The 20,814-nt window shown below is 71.3% G+C and carries 17 protein-coding genes and 4 pseudogenes; 7 read left to right on the top strand and 14 right to left on the bottom strand.

Features of this window, described 5'->3' with window-relative positions; genetic code table 11:
• Nucleotides 1–440 precede the first annotated feature (440 nt).
• Nucleotides 441–1,169 (top strand): leucine-rich repeat domain-containing protein, encoded by a 729-nt coding sequence (locus AOQ53_RS10860; protein ID WP_059416796.1) that lies wholly within the window; start codon nt 441–443, stop codon nt 1,167–1,169.
• Between the two features lie 209 nt (nt 1,170–1,378).
• Here AOQ53_RS10860 and AOQ53_RS10855 read toward each other — a convergent pair whose 3' ends face one another.
• The 6 genes and pseudogenes from AOQ53_RS10855 to AOQ53_RS10830 all read right to left on the bottom strand — a co-directional run bounded on the left by AOQ53_RS10855 (nt 1,379) and on the right by AOQ53_RS10830 (nt 8,799).
• Entirely contained in the window at nt 1,379–3,160 is a 1,782-nt protein-coding gene (locus AOQ53_RS10855; protein WP_059416795.1) for an ABC transporter ATP-binding protein, read from the bottom strand.
• Nucleotides 3,157–4,896 (bottom strand): ABC transporter ATP-binding protein/permease, encoded by a 1,740-nt coding sequence (locus tag AOQ53_RS10850; protein WP_059416794.1) that lies wholly within the window; start codon nt 4,894–4,896, stop codon nt 3,157–3,159. The genes AOQ53_RS10855 and AOQ53_RS10850 overlap by 4 nt, the downstream gene beginning before the upstream one ends.
• Nucleotides 4,893–5,711 carry an ABC transporter ATP-binding protein gene (locus AOQ53_RS10845; protein ID WP_059416793.1) on the bottom strand — a complete coding sequence of 273 codons (819 nt, stop codon included), beginning with the start codon at nt 5,709–5,711 and terminating at the stop codon, nt 4,893–4,895. The genes AOQ53_RS10850 and AOQ53_RS10845 overlap by 4 nt, the downstream gene beginning before the upstream one ends.
• A 19-nt stretch (nt 5,712–5,730) precedes the next feature.
• Nucleotides 5,731–6,738: a FecCD family ABC transporter permease gene (locus tag AOQ53_RS10840; RefSeq protein ID WP_059416792.1), complete on the bottom strand. Its 1,008-nt coding sequence runs from the start codon at nt 6,736–6,738 to the stop codon at nt 5,731–5,733.
• Nucleotides 6,735–7,771: pseudogene (locus tag AOQ53_RS10835) on the bottom strand (FecCD family ABC transporter permease). Before AOQ53_RS10835 ends, AOQ53_RS10840 begins: the two are co-directional and overlap by 4 nt.
• Nucleotides 7,772–7,869: 98 nt before the next feature.
• Nucleotides 7,870–8,799 carry an ABC transporter substrate-binding protein gene (locus tag AOQ53_RS10830; protein WP_099054573.1) on the bottom strand — a complete coding sequence of 310 codons (930 nt, stop codon included), beginning with the start codon at nt 8,797–8,799 and terminating at the stop codon, nt 7,870–7,872.
• Here AOQ53_RS10830 and AOQ53_RS46035 point away from each other — a divergent pair.
• The 5 genes from AOQ53_RS46035 to AOQ53_RS44565 all read left to right on the top strand — a co-directional run bounded on the left by AOQ53_RS46035 (nt 8,699) and on the right by AOQ53_RS44565 (nt 11,261).
• Nucleotides 8,699–9,016 carry a hypothetical protein gene (locus tag AOQ53_RS46035; RefSeq protein WP_236711653.1) on the top strand — a complete coding sequence of 106 codons (318 nt, stop codon included), beginning with the start codon at nt 8,699–8,701 and terminating at the stop codon, nt 9,014–9,016. The two genes, AOQ53_RS10830 and AOQ53_RS46035, sit on opposite strands and share 101 nt — an antisense overlap.
• Nucleotides 8,898–9,386 carry a histidine kinase gene (locus AOQ53_RS48010; RefSeq protein WP_408055147.1) on the top strand — a complete coding sequence of 163 codons (489 nt, stop codon included), beginning with the start codon at nt 8,898–8,900 and terminating at the stop codon, nt 9,384–9,386. The genes AOQ53_RS46035 and AOQ53_RS48010 overlap by 119 nt, the downstream gene beginning before the upstream one ends.
• Nucleotides 9,387–9,565: 179 nt before the next feature.
• Entirely contained in the window at nt 9,566–10,270 is a 705-nt protein-coding gene (locus AOQ53_RS10820; RefSeq protein WP_236711649.1) for a YqjF family protein, read from the top strand.
• A 4-nt stretch (nt 10,271–10,274) separates the two neighbouring features.
• Nucleotides 10,275–10,910: a hypothetical protein gene (locus tag AOQ53_RS10815; protein ID WP_059416788.1), complete on the top strand. Its 636-nt coding sequence runs from the start codon at nt 10,275–10,277 to the stop codon at nt 10,908–10,910.
• Nucleotides 10,911–11,111: 201 nt separating this feature from the next.
• On the top strand, nt 11,112–11,261 hold the full coding sequence (locus AOQ53_RS44565; protein ID WP_167745707.1) for a hypothetical protein: 150 nt from the start codon (nt 11,112–11,114) through the stop codon (nt 11,259–11,261).
• 166 nt (nt 11,262–11,427) lie between these two features.
• Here the strand turns inward: AOQ53_RS44565 and AOQ53_RS10810 are convergent, their stop codons facing one another.
• The 7 genes and pseudogenes from AOQ53_RS10810 to AOQ53_RS10790 form a co-directional block, all read right to left on the bottom strand.
• Nucleotides 11,428–11,838: a nuclear transport factor 2 family protein gene (locus tag AOQ53_RS10810; RefSeq protein ID WP_059416787.1), complete on the bottom strand. Its 411-nt coding sequence runs from the start codon at nt 11,836–11,838 to the stop codon at nt 11,428–11,430.
• Between the two features lies 1 nt (nt 11,839).
• Nucleotides 11,840–12,133, bottom strand: a pseudogene (locus AOQ53_RS10805) (MBL fold metallo-hydrolase); the annotation flags it as partial.
• Nucleotides 12,121–12,273 (bottom strand): annotated as a pseudogene (locus tag AOQ53_RS46025) (DsbA family protein); the annotation flags it as partial. The pseudogenes AOQ53_RS46025 and AOQ53_RS10805, both read right to left, overlap by 13 nt.
• A gap of 150 nt (nt 12,274–12,423) precedes the next feature.
• On the bottom strand, nt 12,424–12,918 hold the full coding sequence (locus tag AOQ53_RS10800; protein WP_059416806.1) for a MarR family winged helix-turn-helix transcriptional regulator: 495 nt from the start codon (nt 12,916–12,918) through the stop codon (nt 12,424–12,426).
• A gap of 342 nt (nt 12,919–13,260) precedes the next feature.
• Nucleotides 13,261–13,383 (bottom strand): annotated as a pseudogene (locus AOQ53_RS46015) (PucR family transcriptional regulator); the annotation flags it as partial.
• A 304-nt stretch (nt 13,384–13,687) separates the two neighbouring features.
• Complete coding sequence (locus tag AOQ53_RS10795; protein ID WP_059416786.1) at nt 13,688–15,217, bottom strand: flotillin family protein; 1,530 nt, start codon at nt 15,215–15,217, stop codon at nt 13,688–13,690.
• Nucleotides 15,218–15,324: 107 nt separating this feature from the next.
• On the bottom strand, nt 15,325–15,822 hold the full coding sequence (locus AOQ53_RS10790) for a hypothetical protein (protein ID WP_059416785.1): 498 nt from the start codon (nt 15,820–15,822) through the stop codon (nt 15,325–15,327).
• 361 nt (nt 15,823–16,183) lie between these two features.
• On the opposite strand from AOQ53_RS10790, the gene AOQ53_RS10785 reads away from it, so the two are divergent.
• Complete coding sequence (locus AOQ53_RS10785; protein WP_236711648.1) at nt 16,184–18,136, top strand: NAD(P)-binding protein; 1,953 nt, start codon at nt 16,184–16,186, stop codon at nt 18,134–18,136.
• 770 nt (nt 18,137–18,906) lie between these two features.
• Here the strand turns inward: AOQ53_RS10785 and AOQ53_RS10780 are convergent.
• Nucleotides 18,907–20,748 (bottom strand): glycoside hydrolase family 15 protein, encoded by a 1,842-nt coding sequence (locus AOQ53_RS10780; RefSeq protein WP_059416784.1) that lies wholly within the window; start codon nt 20,746–20,748, stop codon nt 18,907–18,909.
• Nucleotides 20,749–20,814 lie beyond the last annotated feature (66 nt).

Raw genomic sequence — 20,814 nt, 5'->3', positions numbered from 1 at the left:
GAGCCGCCTGTGCCGGCGACCCAGGGATGGAGCTGCTGTCCTGTAAGGAGCCTGCGAACGCGAACCCCAGGCCGATCACCGCTCCAAGAGCCAGGAGCCATGCGACCAACATCGTTCGCCACCGTCGAGCGCCGAGCGCGCCCAGCCGGTACAAGAGCGTAGCCATGCCTGCATCCCTCATTGGTAGTGGGTTGAGGCTTCGATCCTCCTGGGCGAATTTGACGGGGGCCCCGCGATGTACCTGAGGGTTTCTTGACGGTCGACCTCCTGCCGGTAGGCCACTGGTCGCCCTTCTTGACAGTAGGTCATTTACCACATGCTATAGCACAGCCCAAGCACGGTAGGGCGCTGACCCCGAAGTACTCAGTGATGAAAGGCGGTTACACGGCACGAGAATCTGTCTTCGGACGGAACCGTCGACGGAAGGGAACCCAACGGCCGTGCAGCCCACACCCACCACACTCAGCCTCTGGCGCCACCGGCTCGGGAAAGTGCCCGAGCCGGTCTGGGAGCGAACCGAGCTGGAAGTACTGATCCTGGCGGACAACGGGCTCACGGACCTCCCCTCCCGGATCGGACGACTGCACCGGCTCACGACCTTGGACCTCGGCCACAACGAGCTCACCTCGCTTCCCGACTCTCTGGGCGACCTGGTCGAGCTCAGCGGCTGCCTCTACTTGCACGACAACAACCTGTCCCGGCTTCCGGACTCGCTGGGAAACCTGACGCGGCTGCGCTATCTCAATGTCGGCGAGAACCCTCTCATCGCCCTACCCGAAACCATCGGCCGGATGACCGAGCTGATCGAACTCCGCGCCCAGTACAGCCGGCTGACCACGTTGCCCGCCGGCATCGGCTGTCTTCGCAAGCTGCGCGAACTCTGGCTCCGGGGGAACCAGCTCACAAGCCTGCCGGCCTCGATCACTGAACTGGACGAGCTACGGCACCTCGACCTGCGGGAGAACGCCCTCGACGAGGTGCCGGAGCCCGTGATGCGCCTCCCCCGGCTTCGCCAGCTCGACCTGCGAAGCAACCGCATCATCCAACTGCCGGACCGGGTCGTACGAATGCCCGCGCTGGAGAAGCTGGATCTGCGCTGGAACCCCTGTGCTCCCTCCCCGCACCTGCTCTCCGAGCTGGAGCAGCGCGGCTGCGTGGTCCTGCTGTGAACTGCCGGCACACAGAGCCGACTGTGGGGGTGGTCTCGCCGCTGCGGGTGTGACGGCCGGTCACGGCGGGGCGCATTGAGTGGCTGGACCGGCAGACCCTTTGGCCCAAGACGGCCGTCTACGGCATCCACGGCGCCACCTCCGTGGCCATGCTGGTGATCAGCTGATGCTGGTGATCAGCGTGCTCCTGCTCCTCGCGTAACCGCTCGTCACGCCGCCTCGGCCGGAGTCAGCACGCGGTTGAGCGCGCCGTCGGGGCGGGCTGTGAGGTCGTCCCAGGTGCCCTGTTCGGCGATGCGGCCGGCTTCGAGTACGGCGATGCGGTCGGCGCGGCGGATGGTGGTGGGGCGGTGGGCGATGACGATGGTGGTGCGGTCGCCCTGGGCGAGCGCGGCGGCGAGTTGGGCGTCACCTGTGTTGTCCAGGTGGGCGGTGGTCTCGTCCAGCACGAGAATCCTGGGCTCGGCCAGCAGTGCGCGGGCCAGCGCGATCCGGGCGCGCTGACCGCCGGAGACGGAGGCGCCGCGCTCTGAGACGGGAGTGTCCAGGGGGGCGATCCTGTCGACGCCGCACAGCCGGGCCGTTTCGGCGAGAAGGTCGTCATCCGTGTCCGGTGCGGCCAGGCGCAGGTTGTCGGCGAGGGTGCCGTGGAAGAGAGGGGTGTCCTGGCCCACGACGGCGACGGCACGGCGAAGTTCGGCGTCGGCCAGGTCGCGGAGATCGATGGCGGCGCCGTCGCCGGGTACCAGCTGGACAGATCCCTCGGACGGGTCCCAGAAACGGGCCAGCAGATGGGCGCACGTGGACTTCCCAGCTCCGGAAACACCGACCAGGGCGAGGGTCTGCCCCGCAGGAACCGTCAACTCGACCCCGTCCAGCACGGGCCGGCCCCCGTAGTCGAAACTCACCCGGTGCAGCCGGACGCCCAGCGGGCCCGGGGGAAGCGGGCGGGGTGAGGCGGGCGGTGGAGCGAGAGCGGGCGCTTTCACAGCCGCGTCGACGCGGGCGGCCGCGGCGCGCAGCCCCACGGCCTGGCTCAGCGCCCTGGCCGACTCGGCGACCGGGCCAAGCACCGAAAGGGCGAGCGCCATCGCCGCCGGGGCCCACGCTCCGTCCAGCCGTCCGGAGGCCACGGACTGCGCGGCGGCGGCGACCACGCCGAGGACCGCGAGCACGATGAGCAGATCTCGTACGGCGGTGGCCATGGCTTCCCAGGTGGCCTCCGCGCACTGGGCCTTGCCCACCTTCCGGCCCTGTTCGGCGAGACGGCCGCGCCGCTCGGGCAGCCCGCCGAAGGCGAGCAGTTCACGCAGCCCGTCGACGGCCTCCACGGTGTCGGCCGACAGCTTCGCGGCGGCCGCCCGGGTACGGGCCCCGCGTGCGGCCCGTCCACGTGCGTCGGCGAAGGGTGCCACGGCGAGCAGCGCGGCGATCGGCAGCACCGCCGCCGGCAACCAGGGCTCCACCATGGCCAGTGCCGTTGTTCCGCCGCTGAACACCACTCCGGATGCGAGGAGTTGGGCCGTGGTGTGTGCGTAGAAGAACTCCAGCGCCTCCACGTCGGCCATCGCCGTCGCGGCCAGGTCCCCGCTGCGCCGGCCGGCCACGCGGGCGGGTGCGCTGCGGGCGAGCCCGTCGAAGACGCGCACACGCAGCTCGGCCAGCACCCGGTAGGCCAGGTCGTGCGAGAGGTCCATCTCGCGCCAGGTCATCAGGGGGCGTACGAGGACGAGAAGGACCAGAGCGGTGACCGTGCGGGGCGAGGGGGCCTGGCCAGCGATGACGGCGGTACCGACGGTGTGCGCGGCCAGTGTCAGCAGCGCGACCAGCGAGCCCTGTTCCACGACCGCCGCGGCGCAGGTGCGGGCCACCATCGCCCGGTGTGCGCCGAGGGCCGGCAACAGGGCGCGCAGGGAACCCCGCGCGGGCACGGACGCGTCGGGTGTGTCGCTGTGCGAGGCGCCCGCGCGGCCGTCGGTGGTGCTGCTCATGTGACGAGTCCTCCTTCATACGTGTGGCCCGCCTTGACCAGCTCGGCGTAGACGCCCCCGGCCTCGACGAGGGCGGCATGCGCACCGACGGCGTCCACGCGTCCCCCGTCGAGCACCACGATGCGGTCCGCGTGCCGGACGGCGGCGAGCCGGTGCGCGACCACCAGGACGGTCCGGCCGCCCGCGGCGGCGAGCAGTTCGCGGACGATGTCCGCCTCGCGGCGCTCGTCGACCGCGCTCGTCGCCTCGTCGAGCACGAGCACCGGAGCGTCGGCCAGCAGGGCCCGGGCGAGGGCGAGGCGCTGTCGCTGGCCGCCGGAGAGGGTGGCGCCGCGTTCGCCGAGGACGGTGGCATAGCCGTCGGGGAGGGCGGCGATCTCGTCGTGGATGCCCGCGGTGCGAGCGGCGCGTATCAGGTCGTCGTCCGGGGCGTCGGGCCGGGCCAGGCGCAGATTGTCGGCGATGGTGGCGTGGAAGAGGTAGGTCTCCTGGGAGACCACGGCGATGCCCTGCCGCAGTGAGTCGAGTGTGTACTCGGTGACGTCCCGGCCGTCGACGGTGATCCGGCCCCGCTGTGGGTCGCGGTGGCGCAGGAGCAAGGCGAGCAGCGTGGACTTGCCTGCGCCGGACGGGCCGGCGATCGCGGTGATCCGTCCCGCTTCGGCGGTGAAGGTGACGTCCCGCAGCGCCGGCGCGTCGGCGCCGTCGTAGGCGAACTCCACGTTCTCGAAGCGCAGTTGGGGCGGGCTCGTCCAGTGTGCCGGTGCCGTTCCGGTGCCGGGCACGGCTGGTCGGGCGGTGCGCAGCGCCGCGAGGCCGTCGGCGGCCGACACGCCCAGGTACCCGGCGTGCCATTCGCGGGACAGATCGCGTACGGGCCGGAAGCACTCGGAGGCCAGGAGCAGCACCAGATAGGTGCCGGTCGCCGTGGTGGATCCGGTGACGGCCGACCAGCAGGCGAGCAGCGCGGCGGCCGCGGTCCCGCCCTGGATGGCCAGGTCGGTGAGCCCGGTGTCGACGAGCGACACGCGGAGCTTGGCGACCGTGGTCCGGTGCAGCGCCGCCGAGCGTTTCTCCAGTCGCTCCCGGGTGCGGCCGACGGCGCCGGCGGCCCGCAGCGCGGGCATGCCCTGCAGTGCTTCGAGGTAGTCGGCGCCCAGTTGCTCGTAGGTGTCCCAGTGTTCCTTGCCGCGCCTGGCGAGGAGCCGGTCCCAGGCGCGCGGCCCGAACAGAGCGAGGAGCAGGGCGGGAACGAGGCCGAGGAGGGCGGCCGGTTCGACCGCGGCCAGGGCGGCGAGCAGCAGGGGTGGCACGAGGAGGGTGATGAGGAGCTGGGGCAGGTAGCGGGAGAGATAGGCGTCGACGCCCTCGACCCCGTCGACCAGGGTGGTGCGGACGGCGCCGGCGCGCGCCGTGGTCAGGTACGCGGGTCCCAGCCGTCCGAGGTGAGCGAGGAGTTCGTCCCGCAGACGGACCCTGACCTGCGCTCCGGCGCGGGTGGCGGAGCGCCGCTGCCCGTAGCCGAGCCCGGCCCGGGCGACGACGATGCCGAGCACCGCCCCGACGAGCAGCGGAAGCCGGCCGGTGTCGCCCGTGGCCACGTCGGCGAGGGCGACGGCCAGCAGCACGGCCTGCGCGAGGTGGGTGAGGGTGACGGCCCCTTGCAGGAGGGTGGCCGCGAGCAGGGGGCGCCGTGCGTGCCGTGCGGCGCGACGCAGTTCGGGGTGGACGATCACGAGGGCTCCTCGTATGCGTCCGCCGGCAGCGGATGATCCGGGTAGCACACCGGCCAGCCGCCCTCGGGGTCCTGCCCGACCCGCCCCGCCACCTTCAGGACATCCGCGAGCAGTTCGGGGGTGACGACCTCCTTCGGCGTCCCGTCGGCCACCACACGGCCGTCCCGCAGTGCCACGATCCGCTCCGCGAACCGGGCGGCGTGGGCCAGGTCGTGCAGCACCATCACGACGGTGAGGCCCCGCTCCTCACGCAGCCGCACCACGGTCCGCAACACGTCGAGTTGGTGGTGCAGGTCCAGGTACGTCGTCGGCTCGTCGAGCAGCAGGACCCGGGTGTCCTGCGCGAGCGCCATCGCGAGCCGGACCCGCTGCCGCTCACCCCCGGACAGCGCGTCGACGTCCCGCTCGGCCCAGTGCTCCACGCCGACATCGCGCAGCGCACGCCGTACGACGGGGTCGTCGCCCTCGCGCAGCATGCCGAGCGGGCCGCGCGCCGCGTACCGGCCCTGACGTACGAGTTGACGCACTGTCATGCCGGGAACCGCCGGGGCCGACTGGTGCAGCAGCGCGACGTGGCGGGCGGTGGCGCGGCGGGAGAGCCGGGCGAGATCGTTCCCGCCGAGCAGCACGCGCCCCCGGTCGGGCCGCAGCAGCCCGGCGGCCAGCCGCAACAGGGTCGATTTACCGCAGCCGTTGAGGCCGATGAGCGCGGTCAGCTCGCCTGGTTCGACGGTCACGTCGACGCCGCGCAGCACTGGGCGTCCGGGGTAGCCGAAGTGGACTCCCTCGACGCGGATCCCCACGGGTTCGGTCATGCTCTGTCCTTCGTCGACATCAGAACGTTCGGCTCGGGGAGCGGCGTACGACAGCCAGCAGCAGCGCGGCTCCGGCGCAGGTGGTGAGGGCCCCGACCGGCAGGGTGAGCCGCCCGGAGTCCAGCGCGACCGCCAGCAGCCGCGACAGCAGTTGCGCGGCCGCGTCCGACCCGCACACCACGGCCGCGCCCACGAGGGCGGCTCCGGGCAGCGTCATCCGCAGGTCCGCACCGAACACGGCCAGCGCGAGGTGCGGCACGAGCAGTCCGACGAAGCCCAGCGCTCCCACGGCGGCCACCGCTCCCGCCGTCAGCGCCACCGCGCACAGCAGCGCGAGGGTCCGGGCCCGCGCGGCGGACAGCCCGGCGGCACCGGCGATGTCGTCGCCGCAGCGCAGCAGGGTCAGGGGCCCGGCCAGCAGCCACGCCACGGCACCCCATGCGAGCGCCCACGGCCACAGCAGGTGCCAGTGCTGCCACACGCGGCCCTCGGTCGTGCCGACGAGCCACTGGACGACGCTGCCGAGCTCACCGGGCGCGACGAGTAGCACCATGGCGGTGAGTCCGCCGAGCACCGCCGAGACGAGCACGCCGTGCAAGGCGATCTGCGCGGGGTCGCCCCTGCCGCGCCCCGCGAGCAGCCACAGCAGCGCGGCTCCGGTGCACCCGCCGACGCAGGCCGCGACGACGACGGCGAGGGGCGATTGCCACCCCGCGAGTCCGAGAGCGGTCGCGGTGACGGCCCCGAGCACCGCGCCCGGCGTCACGCCCGTGACCTCCGGGCCGGCGAGCGGATTGCGCAGGGCGGACTGCAGGACCAGGCCCGCCACGCCGAGGCACGCCCCCGCGGCGAGGGCCACCAGCATGCGGGGCAGGCGGAGCTGGAGCAGAATGTGCCGTTCCGTCGCGTCACCGCCCCCGCCGAGGACGTCCCGGACCACCGTCGGGGACATCCCCCTCCCAGCCAGCAGTTCCGCGCAGGCGCACAGGACGGCGAGTGCGGCGAACACCGCGAAGCGCCGCTTCACCGGGTCTCCTTCCCGGCGGTCGGCACGGCTTCAGGACCCGTCGCCGGGGCCTCCGAGCGAGCGGCGTCGGAGCGGGGCGCGCCTCGCCGAGCCGTCGGCTTGCGAGGGCCCGACCGGAGCAGGGCGACGCCGACGGGCACACCTAGGAGGTCCAGGCACCGACCGGTGTCTCCACGGGTGCCAGCGCGAGCCGGGCCGGGACGTCGGCGACGGCCACCACGACCGCGCCCCACGCCGCCGACCAGGGCAGCCAGCGCACCGCGTCAGCCGACGGGTCGAGCCGCCTGGCGAGGTGCGGCGCGAGGAACCCGACCCACGCCACCGGCCCGCACACGGCCGTCACAGGCGCGATCAGCACGATGGCGATGGCCAGCGCGGCGAACCGGGCCCGTTGCGCGCGCACCCCCAGCGCCTCGGCGTCCTCGTCCCCCAGCCGCAGCACCGACAGCACCGGCGCGCACAGCACGAGCGCGGGCAACGCCACGAGCAGCCAGGGCCACAGCCCGGTGACGTCGTCCCAGGTACGGGCGGAGAGCGAACCGAGGAGATACCGGTAGATCAACTGGAGGTCGAACTGGTCGGCCATCACCATGAGCACGAGCAGCGCGGCCTGCAACGCGGCGGCGACCGCGGCCCCGGTGAGCAGGACGGCGGACGGGCTGCGTCCCAGCCCGGCGGCGAGCAGCGTGAGCCCGCCGCCGAGCACGGCCCCGCCGATGGCCAGCAGGGGCTGGACGGCGGTGGGGATGGACACCGCCAGCACCAGGGGTGCGGCGACCCCGAACGCGGCCCCGGACGACACGCCCAGCATCTCGGGGACGGCCAGGGCGTTGCGCAGCGCTTCCTGCAGTACGAGCCCCGCCGCGCCCATGCAGAGCCCGGCGACCAGCGCCAGCACCAGCCGGGGCACGCGGAGTTCCGTGACGACGATCCCGGCGAGCGTGCTGTCGGCGTCCAGCAGCGCGCCGGGCAGCCGGTGCAGCGGGACATAGGGCGTGCCGAGACTCAGTGCGCAGACGGACGCCGCGGCCAACAGGCCGACGAGCGCGAGGTGCCGGCCCGCACGGAAGCGCGGGTGCCGCCCGCCCGAGGCCACCCCGCCCACCGTGCTGTCCGTGGCGGACGGTGCGCTCACCGCAGCGCGGCCGTGGCCTCGTCGAGGACGATGCCCAGTGAGCGGGTGCCGCGGCCCTTGGCCCACACCTCGGAGTTCACCTCGTGGACGTCCCCGTTCCGCACAGCCGGGATCTTCTCCCAGAGCGGGTTCTTCGCCAGCTTCTCCGAGAGCTTGCCGTCCGCGTCGCCGAAGGCGATCGTCTCGACGAACAGCACGTCCACGTCACGCGCGAGGATCTCTTCGAGGCTGTAGCTCCCCTCCACGCCACGGGACTTCCAGGGATAGTTCGCCAGCTTGGGGAACAGTCCGCCGGCCACGTCCGTCCCCGGTGTGGCGACACCGAAGTTCTCGTCGCTGCCGTAGATGACGAGTGCGGTCTTGTCACTCTTGGTCCGCTCGGCCTCGGCGAGCTTGGTGCGGAAGGTCCTCTCGGCCTTCTCACCCTCGGCGGTGCGGCCGGTGAGCGCGGCGGCATCGCGCAGGTACCCCACGCTGTCCTGCCATGTTTCGGGCTGCATGGGCCAGAACGTGGTGGCATCCTTCAGGGCCGGAGCGAGCTTGCCGTGGGTGTCCTCCAGGCCGATCACGAGATCGGGCTTGTGGGAGAGGATCGCCTCCACCTCCGGGGCGATGAACCCGCCGGGGATGACGCCGACCTCCTTCGCCCTCTTCTCCCCCAGGAAGTCGGGGTGGGCAAGGAGCGCGCTGTTCGTGGCCGTGGGGACAATGCCCAGCTCGGTCAGGATGTCGTCGCAGAGCGCGAACAGGCAGACGATGCGCTGCGGTTCCTTCTCCAGGGAGACCTCGACGCCGTTCGCGTCGGTCAACTCCCGTGTCGCCTTGATGGGTTTCACCGTGACGTCGGTCCTGGCACCGGCCGCGGCGGCTTCTTCGCTCGTCGGCTCGGTGGACGCGCCGCATCCGACCAGTACGGACGCCGCTATCGCTGCGGTGATCCAGCCTCGGACGTGTCTCGACGGTGAGCGCAGCATCGGTGCCCTCGCTTCTTCTCATGGGAGCCGGAACCCATTGAAGATACATGATAATCGTTTTCATAAACCTACTTCTGAAGAAACGTCATCGGACAGCGCTCTGGCCACCGTGTACCTCGTCGTGCTCCTGGCCGGCGCGGCCGCCCTGCTCAAGCGACGCGACGCCTGATCCCGGCTGCCGCGGGCACGCCGCCGGCCCCCTCGTACGCCGCGGGCTGCGGGCGGAGGCGAGCAAGGAAGCGGAGGCCCGTCGTCGCGTCGCCGAGGAGCGGCTGCGGATCGCCCGGGAGCTGCACGCCGTGATCGCCCATCACATCGCCTTGATCACCATTCAGGCGGGCGGGCACTTCCTGCGTGAGTTCTGCCGCAGCCAGCCGAGCGGAGTGAACCACACGACGGTGCCTGCCGTACCTGCCCCGAGCAGGCTGGAGGCGGTGCCCCGGCCACTCGCCAGGAAAGCGAGCGATCAGCCCTGCCACCACGCCGAGAATGCCCAGGATTCCGATGCCCAGGGTGAGTGCAGAGACGACTACCCATGACGATGACTGGCCCAACTCGTCTGCTGCTCCCGACGAGGAACCGTGTCGGCGGAACGGCGCTCGTCGATGACGAGCACCTTGTCGCGGGTCAGGTTGAGCAGGACCGACGTCGTCCCGCGTTTCCGCTGGGCACGCAGGGGGACTCGCCGTGTGTGGTCGCGTATGAAGCGGAGCAGCGCGTGCGCGTTCCCGCGCTTCGGGCCGGCTGGCTGAGGCAGACGTTCGTCCACTGGGCCTTCCCGCCGGACGCGGTCCAGGCGCTGCTGCCCGAGGAGCTGGTGGTGGACGAGTACGAGGGGTCGGCCTGGGTCGGGCTCACCCCCTTCCTGATGGCGGATGTGCGCCCTCCCGCGGTGCCCGCCCTGGTGCCCGGGCTCCCGACGTTCGCGGAGACAAACCTGCGGACCTACGTCCGGCACCGGGACGGGACGGACGGGCTGTGGTTCCTGTCCATCGAGGTGGCCTGCCCGCTGATGCTGGTGGCCCGGGTGGTCGGCGCGCCGTACAACCCGGGCACACTGAGCGTCTCCCTGAACGGGGACGTCGTTTCGTACGCGGGGTCCAGGCGGGTCGGCGAGGCCTCCTACCGCCTGGTGGTCCGGCCGGGCGACCCGATCACGCCCACCGAGCGGGACGTGTGGCTGATCTCGCGCTGGCGGGCGTACACCCGTCGGCTCGGCATGCTCTGGGAGACGCCGGTCGAACACGAGCCCTGGCCGCTGGCCTACGCCGCCGTCGACGTGCTCGAGGAGACGCTGACCAGCGCGGCAGGCCTTCCCGCGCCCACCGCCGAGCCCCTGGTGCACTTCTCGGAAGGAGTGCGGCACGTGCGGCTCGGGGCGTCGAGGCCGCGTGTCACGGCGCCAGGTCCGTCCGGGGAGTAGCACCGTGAGCCGCGCGCGCGGCATCCGCGGAAGGCGCCCGCGGCTGCGCTTCGACGGCTGGATCGCGGGCGTGGGCACTTCCTCCGGGACGCGCGTCGTGCTGGGGCACTGGCAGCGGTCGCCGTTCGGGCCGTTCAGCGACGTGATGATCGAGCGGGCCGACGGGGAACGGCTGCTGCTCGCCCCCTCGCGCCGGACGGCGGACTTCGTCAGTGGCACCTACAGCTTCGACACGGTGCGTGTCGTGCCGGTCGACGTGAGCGTCGCGGACGACACCTGGACGGTCACCGCGGGGCCGCTCGAGCTGCGCTTCACTGTCGGCCGGCGACGGCCGGCGGGCGTCCTCCTGCGGGGCGTGCCCGGCGTACTCGCCGCCCGCCCGGCATGGGCTGCCCTGACGAACGGGCCCGCCCACCTGCTGCCGACCCACGTACGAACCCGCGGCCGTGCCGGCGGGCTCCGCCGCGAGTGGTACGGCGTACGGGACATGCGGCCGGTTGGCGTGGTGTCCGCGGTCTTCGAGGGCCTCGATCTCGGTGTCACGGCACCGGTCGAACCTCCCGTGCGCTTCGGGTTCGGTTCGGTGCCCCGGAAACCCACCCTCACGCGGGTCACGACGACGGTGGAGCTGGGCCAGTGACCTCGTTTCCCTGCCGGGTGGACAGCGGTATGGGCGGATCGCCGCCCGGCGCACAACGCTCCTGGTCAATAATCCTTGCGCCGCATCACCCGAGGCAGTCCCGCCGGCCGGCGACTGACGGTCGTCGAACCACCGCGACCCCGCTCCAGGAGCGCTAGCGGTCCTTCTTGTTGGATGAAAGAAGTTGTGCACGGAGGCGTCATGGGAGAACCGTTCTTGCTGCGCCTGAAGCCGCCGTTCTTGCTCGATGAGGAGGCCGTCGGCGTTCTCCGTGTTGCCGTTGTTCCTTCCTCGGCGCAAGAGCGTGATGATCAGGACCAACGCGAGCAAGATCAACAGGCCGAAGAATAAGCCGAGTTCAACCATTCGCGGTGCCTCCGAGTAAGCGTGCGGCCGTCCAGGCCCTTCCGCTCCCCCATGGCACCACGCGAGACCGCCCTCCAACCAGCCCGGCGACCCAGGTCTCGTCCCCTTCGGCGTCGCGCGCCTGATGTCCAGGCGCAACTCGGGCAACTGTCTAGGCGCTCATCGCCTCGCGCACCAGCGCGGTGTCGACGAACTGCTCGAAGCGGACGATGAGCCCACCGCGTACGACGAAGTGATGGGCGACGCGGACGGCGAGCGGCTTGCCGGTGGCCTTGTTGACGGCCGTGTAGCGGGCCAGGACGACGACGTTCTCGCCGTCGACGACGTAGGTGTCGTCGTGGGCGGCCCAGTCGTTCCACTCCTTGACGAGTTCCTCCATGACGTGGGAGGTGACGCCGCCGGGAGTGCGGTAGGTGCCCGCGAGCGGGAAACCGGCCATCTCGGTCCACTCCACGTCGGGGGCGAGGGTGGCATGCAGGGCCTCCAGGTCACCGGCGGCGGAGGCCAGGTACTGACGGCGTACGACGTCGGCGGGGGCGGTGGAGGTGGCGAAGTCCGTCATGTCAGCCCCACTTCATCTCGGCCTTGGCGACCTTGGCGCCGATCTGGGCGGCGATCAGCATGCCGTGGTCCGGGTAACGCCTCACGAGCGCCTCGGTGAGCGCGGCGCCGTCGGCCGCCTTGGCCAGCTCCTCCTCGAAGGCGAGCAGGTAGTCGCGGGTGGCGGTGATGGCGGAGGCGTCGGCCGCGGTGCCGGGCAGGCGGTGGCCGGGGACGACCACCTCCGGGTCGAGCGCGGCCATCTCGTCCAGCAGGCCGATCCAGGCCGCGCGGTCGTCCGGGGCTCCCGGATCGGCACCCGGCGCGGCCCGGTGAACAGGCCGCCGGAGATCACCTCGACCGGCATCCCGGGGTGGCGGGCGACGACCTCGCGCAGTGTGGCGGAGAACCCGTGCGACCAGCCGCAGTAGGCGTCGAAGACGTAGACGAGCTTCATCGAAGACCTCGGCAGGGATGTGCGCCCGCCGGTTGCGAGCAACCACCTGATGAAACAGTAACTGACGCGTCAGATATTTCGGTGGTCGCGTGAGGTGGGACACATGGCAGTGCTGAGGCCATCCCACGCGCGTTGTCGCCGGGGCGCAGGTCAGGGCAGCCGGGGCAGTACGTCCCGAGCCGCATGACTGAGGATCCGGAGATTCTCGGCGAACCGCTCGCGGTCCGCCGAGGGGAGCGGCTCCACGAAGTACCGCTTGATGTTCTCCAAGTGCACCAGAGACGCGCGTACGACCGTCTCCTCGCCCAGCGGCGTCAGCTGCACGAGCTTGCCGCGCCGGTCGCCGGGGGCTTCCGCGCGCGCCACGAGACCCGCCGTCTCCATGCGATCCACCAGCCGGGTGGCGCCGCCGGTGGTCAGCACCTGCTCCTGGGCGATGGCCCGCATCGAGAGCCCCGGCTCGCCCGCCCGGCCGAGGATCAGCAGCGCCTCGAAGACCAGATGACTGATGCCGCACTCCACCTCGAGAGCCCGGCCGAGGATGTACTCCAGCCGGTTGGCCGCCCCCTGCAGCCGTCCGAACGCCAGGATGAGCTCGTGGTCGGCGGCCTCCTTCGCCGTCCTGATCTCCACTTCCTCGCCCACGGCCTCGCCGCCCCTCTCGTCGCCCAAGTACCACCGTACCGATCATGTCGGCACGACCAGTCGAGCACGGCCTGCGGCACGGGACCGTCGCACCCGTGCCAGCCGCCCACCCACACGTGCGGTTCGGCGATACCGCCCACCTCCCATCCCCGGAGGCGTTGACGGAAGGTCTCCGCGGAGCCGACGCCGACGAAGGCCGGGGGCAGGCCGGAGAGGCCGTCGGCGTGGGCCGGGGCGGCATAGGGCGAGACGTCATCGGTGCCGTCAGTCCGAGATCGCTCGGCGTCCCGCCGAGACTCGCGCGCGAATCGCGTTGGGCGCGGCAGGGGCGAATCGATCGTGTCAGACCTCATTGCCGGGCCAACCGAGCAGCCGGGCGCCGTTGACGGCGGTCTGCAGGGTGTAGCGGTGGACGGGGTCGGCCGGGCTGGTGCCGGTGAGCTTGTGGATCCGCTCCAGGCGGTAGGGGACGAGCAGGGCCGGTCAGAAAACCAGCTGCAAGTATCAGCAGCACGCCCTGAGCCCCCGTGGCGGGAACAGAACGTCGTCGGCATCCTGGGGACTCCACGAGATCAGCGACGCGGCAAAAGCCCGCCGGCCCGGACAGGAAGAGCGCCAGGCCACAGGTAAGGATGCCCCGACGGCTTGCCCGAGTGCGATCGCGGTCCTGGCCTCCACTGCGAGTCGGTCGCCTGCCGCAACAGCCCCGGAGTCGGGACCCGGCGGCTCGATGCCGCGCGGGCCCCTGTACCGGTTGGATGTGTGGGTCTCAGCCGATCTGGATCTGCCCGTTGGGCTCAGCGGCCGTCGTGGCCACGGGCTCGGCGGACTCGTTGCGCTGAGTGATGCCCTTCAGCAGCTCGGCGAGATCGACCCCCGTGGTGGAGCTGAGGAGTTCGACGCCCTGGGCCACGTTGTCGGCGACGGTGCGCGACAGCCGGCTCGCGCCGTCGGTCGAGATGACGGTCATCTTGTCCACCGCACTGAGCGGCTCGGACGCCTTGGCCACGACCTGCGGCAGCACCTCGACGAGCATCTGCAGCACAGCCGCGTCGCCGTACTGGGCAAAGGCGTCGGCCTTCTTGTGCATCGCCTCGGCCTCGGCAGCACCCTTCGCGCCGATTGCCGCCGCGTCGGCCTCACCCTCCAGCCGGACCGCCTCCGCGATGGCGGCACGCCGGGACCGCTCGGCCTCACCCTGCTTCAGGCCCTCGATGGCCTCTGCCTCCGCCAGCGCGGTACGGCGCTGCTTCTCACCCTCACCCGTGAGCCGGGACCGCTCGGCTTCCGCCTGGGCAGCGGCGATCTCCGCCAGCCGCTCGGCTTCGGCCTGCTTGACGCGGGCGACGCGCTTGGCCTCGGCCTCCTGCTCGGCGGCGTACCGCTGGGCGTCGGCGGGCTTGCGCACTTGGGTGTCGAGCTGACGGTCAGTCAGTTCGGCCTGCCGCTCGGCGACCTTCTCCTGCTGGGCGAGGATCTCCTGCCGACGTGCGGCCTCCGCCAGCGGACCAGCGGCCGCCGCCCGGGCCGCGGCCTCGTCGGTCTCAGCCTTGATCTCGGCCTGCTTGAGGTAGAAGGTCCGCTGAGCGATCGCGATCTCCTCCTCGGCCTTCAGCCGGGCCTGCTCGGCCGCGCGCCGGGCGACCGCCTCGGCGATGTCGGCCTCCTGCTTGGCGCGGGCGGCCTCGGGCCGGCCGAGGTCCTCCAGATAGGAGCCCTCAGTGGTGATGTCCTGGATCTGGAATGCGTCCAGCACCAGGCCCTGCCCGGACAGACTCGCCTCCGCCTCCTCCGCCACCTGTCCGGCGAACACGGCCCGGTCCCGGATGATGTCCTCCACCGACATCCGGCCCACGATCGCCCGCAGCGCACCGGAGAGCACCTCCTGGGTGAAGCCGACGATGCCGTCCTGCTGCATCAGGAACCGCTGCGCCGCAGCCCGGATGGAGTCCTCGCTGCCGCCGACCTTGACGATCGCGACACCCTCCAGGTTGGCCTTCACACCGCGCAGGGTGACCGCGCCGCGCACCGCGACGGGGATGTGCCGCGAGGAGAGGTCGAGGGTGAACTTCTGCTGTACGAACGGCACGACGAACACGCCGCCGCCGACCACGACCTTCTGGCCGCTGTTGTCGGTGAACACCCGCCCGGTCTCCGGATCGGTGGCCTTCTTGCCGCGTCGCCCGGTGACGATGAACGCCTCGCTGGGACCGGCGACCTTGTACCGGCTGACGACGACCAGCGCGATCAGTACGAGGAGTACGAAGACTCCTCCCACCGCGATGGCAACAGAACTCATGGTGTTGTCCCCTCAGCCCTCCCTGAGGACGGCATTCGGTAAGGGTGTGTGGATGAAAAAACGGCACGGCTGGGCCTGTACCGAAACGGGTGGGCGGCTCCGCCGGGTCAGCGTTCGACCGGACGGACGGACACCGCGGACTGCGACAGCGCCTGTTCGACCCAGATCTCGGCTCCCCGGGCGACGGCGACGGGGCTCTTCGCCGAGAGTTTCACCGGCTGCCCGGCCAGGTGCACGAGCACCTCGCCGTAGCCGTCGGCGGGGATCGCCGTAACGACCGAGCCGGACGCGCCGATCAGATCGTCGTCACGAGGAGCGGCGCCTGAGGAGTCGTACATCAGAGCCCGGCTCAGGCGGTAGGCGAACCAACCGGTGAGGACACCGGCCGGCACCCCGATCACCGTCGCCCCCACCGGGCCCAGCCCGGTGGTGCCCATGACGATCACCCCGGAGAAACCGAACATGGACAGGAAGCCGGCGATCACCGGCAGCGACAGAAGTCCGTCGGCGACGCCGTCGAGCAGTCCCTCGAGCACGCCGTCGAGTACGAACGACAGGGCAAGGAGGACGACCCCCGTAATGCCGAGCCCTAGAAACCAGGCCATCCGTGCACACCGCCTCCCCTTGCCCTCCCCCGCTGGTGCACGCATCGTCGCACGCGGACACGGGGTAGGACATTGCCTGCTTCCGGCAATCTTTACGCGGATTTGATGCCGCGCCCTTCACACTCTGGCGGTCAGCAGCCGTGGCGCGCTCCGTCGCTCTATGACGCAGCGTCAGGAGCCTGTAGCGTTCCCAGCGGTGTGCCGGGAAGTCTGGTCGGCGATCTTGACGGAAGAAGGCCGAGAGATTTCGTTGAACGGGGGTTCCGGACGTGGTGCTCATGATGGTCCTCAGCGTGGTCCGTGGGGTGGTACGCGCGCCTGCGCCGCTTCTCCCCTGCCGGAGCCGGGGGTGCCGTGCGGCATGATCACATTCCCTCAGCCCGCGCGCGGCGTGCCGCGTCCGGGGCACATGATCGTGTGTGGTGACGACGCGCTCGCCGAGCGGCTGGCCGCCGAGCTCGCGACGGTGTACCGGGAGCGGGTCACTCTCGTCGTACCGCCCTCGCGGCAACACGCCACCACCCGCGGACGGACGCCCGCCGCCGCGCTGCTCGGCCGCATACAGGCCGCCATGAACCGTACGGAAGGCTCGACCGTCTCCGGTGCCACCGGCGCACCTCACGTCGTCGAGGCCGCCGCCCTCGACGAAGCCACCCTGGCCGAGGCGAGGGTGCGCGAGGCCGCCGCGCTGGCGCTCGTACATGACGACGACGAGACCAACATCCATGCGGCGCTGGCTGCCCGCCGCCTCAACCCACGGCTGCGCCTGGTCATCCGGCTCTACAACCGCAAGCTCGGACAGCACTTGGAGGAACTCCTCGACCAGGCCGCCGCGTTGGCCGTCCCAGGCCTTGATCCCGAGGCCCTGGACACCTCCACCACGGTCCTGTCGGACGCGGACACGGCGGCGCCCGCGCTCGCGGCCACCGCCGTCGCGGGTACCAGCAAGGTCGTCCAGGCCGACGGACTGCTGTTGCGTGCCGTGGAACGCACTCCGCCCGGCCACGGCCGTGTTGCCGATCCAGGCCTTCCCGTCCTCGCCCTGCTGTCGTCGACCACCAACGACCCGGCGGGCGCGGAAGGATCCGATGCCAGCGGCCGGGAAGCGCCCATCCTGCTCCCGGACGACGACACGGTCGCCGCTGCCACCGGCCGCGGCACCGTGGTCCTCGAAACCGTCACACACACCGCCTCCGGTTCCGCACCGCGACGGCTCGCACGGCGCAGACTGCCGCTGGGCTCCCTGTTCTCGCGCCGGCTGTGCTGGTCACTGGCCGGACTCGTGGCCTGCGTCCTGGGCCTGGCCGTCGCGACCTGGCTGACCACCGGCGACCACCCGCTGCACGCCGCCTACCTGACGCTGCTCGACCTCTTCGCGATCGGCGACCCGGCGCTCGACGAGCCCACCGCACGGCAGGTGCTCCAACTCCTCGCCGGACTGGCCGGCCTGCTGCTGATGCCCGTACTGCTCGCGGCCGTCCTGGAGGCGCTCGGCACCTTCCGCACCACCTCCACGCTGCGCCGGCCGCCCCGCGGCCTGTCCGGCCACGTCGTCCTCCTCGGCCTGGGCAAGGTCGGCACCCGGGTGCTGGCCCGCCTGCGGGAACTCGACATCCCCGTGGTGTGCGTCGAAGAGGACCCCGAAGCGCGCGGCTTCCCGCTCGCCCGGCGTCTGCGCGTCCCCACCGTCCTTGGGGACGCCACTCAGGAGGGCGTGCTGGAGGCCGCAAAGGTCCACCGCGCGCACTCCCTGCTCGCCTTGACCAGCAGCGACACAACGAACCTGGAAGCCGCCCTGTACGCGCGCTCCGTCAAACCGGATCTGCGGGTGGTCCTGCGGCTGTACGACGACGACTTCGCCACAGCCGTCTACCGCACCCTGCGCGCCGCTCACCCACGAGCCCTCACCCGCAGCCGAAGCGTCTCCAGCCTCGCGGCTCCTGCCTTCGCCGGGGCCATGATGGGCCGCCAGGTCCTGGGCGCCATACCGGTCGAACGCCGCGTCCTGCTCTTCGCCGCCCTCACTGTCGCCGGACACCCGCAGCTGGAGGGGCGCACGATCGCAGAGTCGTTCTGCCCCAGGGCGTGGCGCGTTCTGGCGCTGGACACGGCCGAACCGGACGAGCGGGTGCCCGACCTGGCTGCCACACCGGCGTACGACGGCGCCGACCGTCCCGGCGGACTCGTATGGAACCTCCACCCCGGCTACGTTCTGCGGCCCCAAGACCGCGTGGTCCTCGCCGCGACACGCCACGGTCTGGCCGAACTCCTCGGCCGGCATCCGAGGCTGAGAATGCGAACCACTGACGCATAGCGCGCCCATCCACCACGAGCGGCAAGTGAGGAATGGCGGACGGGGCGATTCCAGCCAGGCTGGAGCCCGGCGGGCCGCTACAGGGAGGCGGAGGGGATACGGACTCGGCGTACGGCGACCCGGCCAGGCTCGCCGCCGCCATCTACGACACCACCCGCCATCCGAACCCGCCCCTGCGCCTCACTCTCGGCTCCGACACCTACGACGCCATCCACACCGCATTCGCCGAACGCCTCGACGCACTCGAATTCCAAAGGATCTCGCGGCATCTGTCGCCTTCACCCACTGATCCGGCCCACCGATACGACACATCAGAAAGCTTCGGCGCAACCACCCGGGGCGCCGCACCGCCGCACCCGCAGGTCGAACGCCCGCTCGCGTCACGCATCACCACAACCGCGAGATCCTGAAGGGCCAGCACGTCGTCTCGCCCCTGCACTCCTAGCGCAATCCCTTCACGTGTCGCCAGCAGATCAGTGCGCGCCCGAGGGCGAGGAGGGCTTCCTGGATGTCGTCGCCGCATCTCCGAGCGGATCCGCAGGCGGCGAAACCAGTGCAGGCGAGCGAACGCGCTCCACGACCCAGCGTTGATGCCGCTTGCGCCCGGATGCCGGGTCCGACATTCGACATCGGGCGACAATCGCTCACCCTGGCGGCCTGGGTGGGGGTGGAGTCCGTGAGTCTGACCGCCTTGCCCCGAAGCCCTCAACGAGCGTCCGCAGTAGTTCACGACAGCAGAGGGGGCGGCGACAGTTCCGCTCCTCGATGAGTCATGCGAACCAGGCTGCTGTGGAGAGGTCCGGGCGTACACCTCGGGTGGCGCGTGCCTGGGTGACCGCGCTGGAGATGAGCCCGACGTGGCTGATGGCCTGCGGATAGTTGCCGAGATACGTGCCGTCGGACGGGTCGATCTGTTCGGGCAGCAGCCCCAGGTGGTTGGCGTGGGAACACAGGCGCTCGAACAGTTCACCGGCTTGCTCGATCTTGCCCTGCCCCGTCAGGTTGTCCACGAGCCAGAAGCTGCACAGCAGAAAGGCGCCCTCGGGCTGATGATCCATGCCGTCCGGTGAACGCTCCGGCAGGTAGCGGTACAGCAGTCCGCGGCCCGCACCCAGTTGCTCGGTGATCGCCCGGCAGGTGGCCACCATCCTGGGATGGTCGGCAGGCACCACCCGGCGCAGCGGCAGAGCGAGGAGGGAGGCATCGAGCGCTCCTCCCTCGCCCAGGTGCTCGGTCAGGGAACGCGTCTGCTCGTTCCAGGCATGGCGGAGGATGCGCTCGGTGAGCTGCCCGGCTTCGCGAGCCCAGTGGTCCGCGTCACCGGGCAGCTTCAGTCGTCGTGCGAGCCTGGCGGCCCGGTCGAGGGCGACCTGGCACATGGCGGCGGAGTAGGTGAAGGGCCTGCCGGAGGTGCGGACCTCCCAGATGCCGTGGTCGGGACTGCGCCAGGCGTGCTCGGCACGCCCGGCGAGGCCGGCCAACCAGTCCCACAACGTCGCGTCGAACGTTCCTCCGGTGGCTGCCCACTGGAAGGCACAGTCCAGGATCTCCCCGTAGACATCGTGCTGGGTCTGCTCGACCGCAGCGTTACCCCACCGAACGGGAGCGGACCGCCGATAACCCTCAAGTCCGTCGTCCACCACCTCCGGCGGCGGGGCTTCACCGTCGACGTCGTACAGAACCCGCGGCTGATGGTTGTGACGAGCGGCCTCAAGGGCCCACTGCAGAAAGCCCCCCGCCTCCGACGGCAGTCCGATCCGGCGAAGCGCGAAGACGGTGTAGGCGGCGTCCCGGATCCAGGAGTAGCGGTAGTCCCAGTTGCGTGTCCCCCCGATGTACTCGGGGAGTGACGACGTGGGAGCCGCGATGATCGCCCCGTTCTCGAAGTGGTCCAGCAGTTTCAGGGTCAGAGCCGACCGGCGCACCAGGTCGGACCGCGGTACGTCGTCGACCACGAAAGCGGCCCAGCGTTTCCAGGCACGCACCGTGCTCTCGAGGCCGGTTTCCACAGACGGGTAGGGGCTGGGCGACTCCTCCCAGCCCAACCGCAAAGTCAGCTCCTGCCCTGCGTGGAGCGTCAGGCCGTCGGCCGGAAGCGTCACCGGGGGTGAGGACCACAGCCGCAGGGAGATGCCCTGCCTCACACAGTCGAGGATCCAGTGTTCTCCCCGGCGACGGATGCGCGCGCCGCCGCGTGGCTCCAGGCAGACACGAAGCGTGACCTCGCCCTCCACAACGCGGACCTGGCGTATCAACTCGCCCACCGCTGCCGGCGCGTCTTCCTCCAGACGGGCACCAGGACGCAGCACAAAGGCGTCCGTGACCTGAAGAACGCCAGTGTCCGTGCGAAGCTCCGTGATCAGAACGGCCGTGTCGTCCACATAGCGCTGGCGGCTCTCCCGCACTCCGTCCGGCGAGAGCATGAAGCCACCGCCGTCACGCCGGTCGAGCAAGGAGCAGAACACGGGGTCCCGGTCGAAGCGCGGAACACACATGAAGCTGATCTCCGCGTCCCGGCCGACCAGCGCGCAGCCACGGCCGTCACCGATCAGGCCATGATCCTCGATCGGCAGGTATCCCTCTCGGCGTGTCAGTGGCTGCCAGGGCTGCATGAGCGGGCAAGTACCCAGAACCGGCCCCGCTGATCAGTCCTTGCCCCGCTGACGTCGCTCCCCCAG

This window comes from Streptomyces azureus (genome assembly GCF_001270025.1).
GTDB lineage: Bacteria > Actinomycetota > Actinomycetes > Streptomycetales > Streptomycetaceae > Streptomyces > Streptomyces azureus.
Note: the sequence above shows the minus strand (reverse complement) of the source record. Positions and strands in the feature narration are given on the sequence as shown.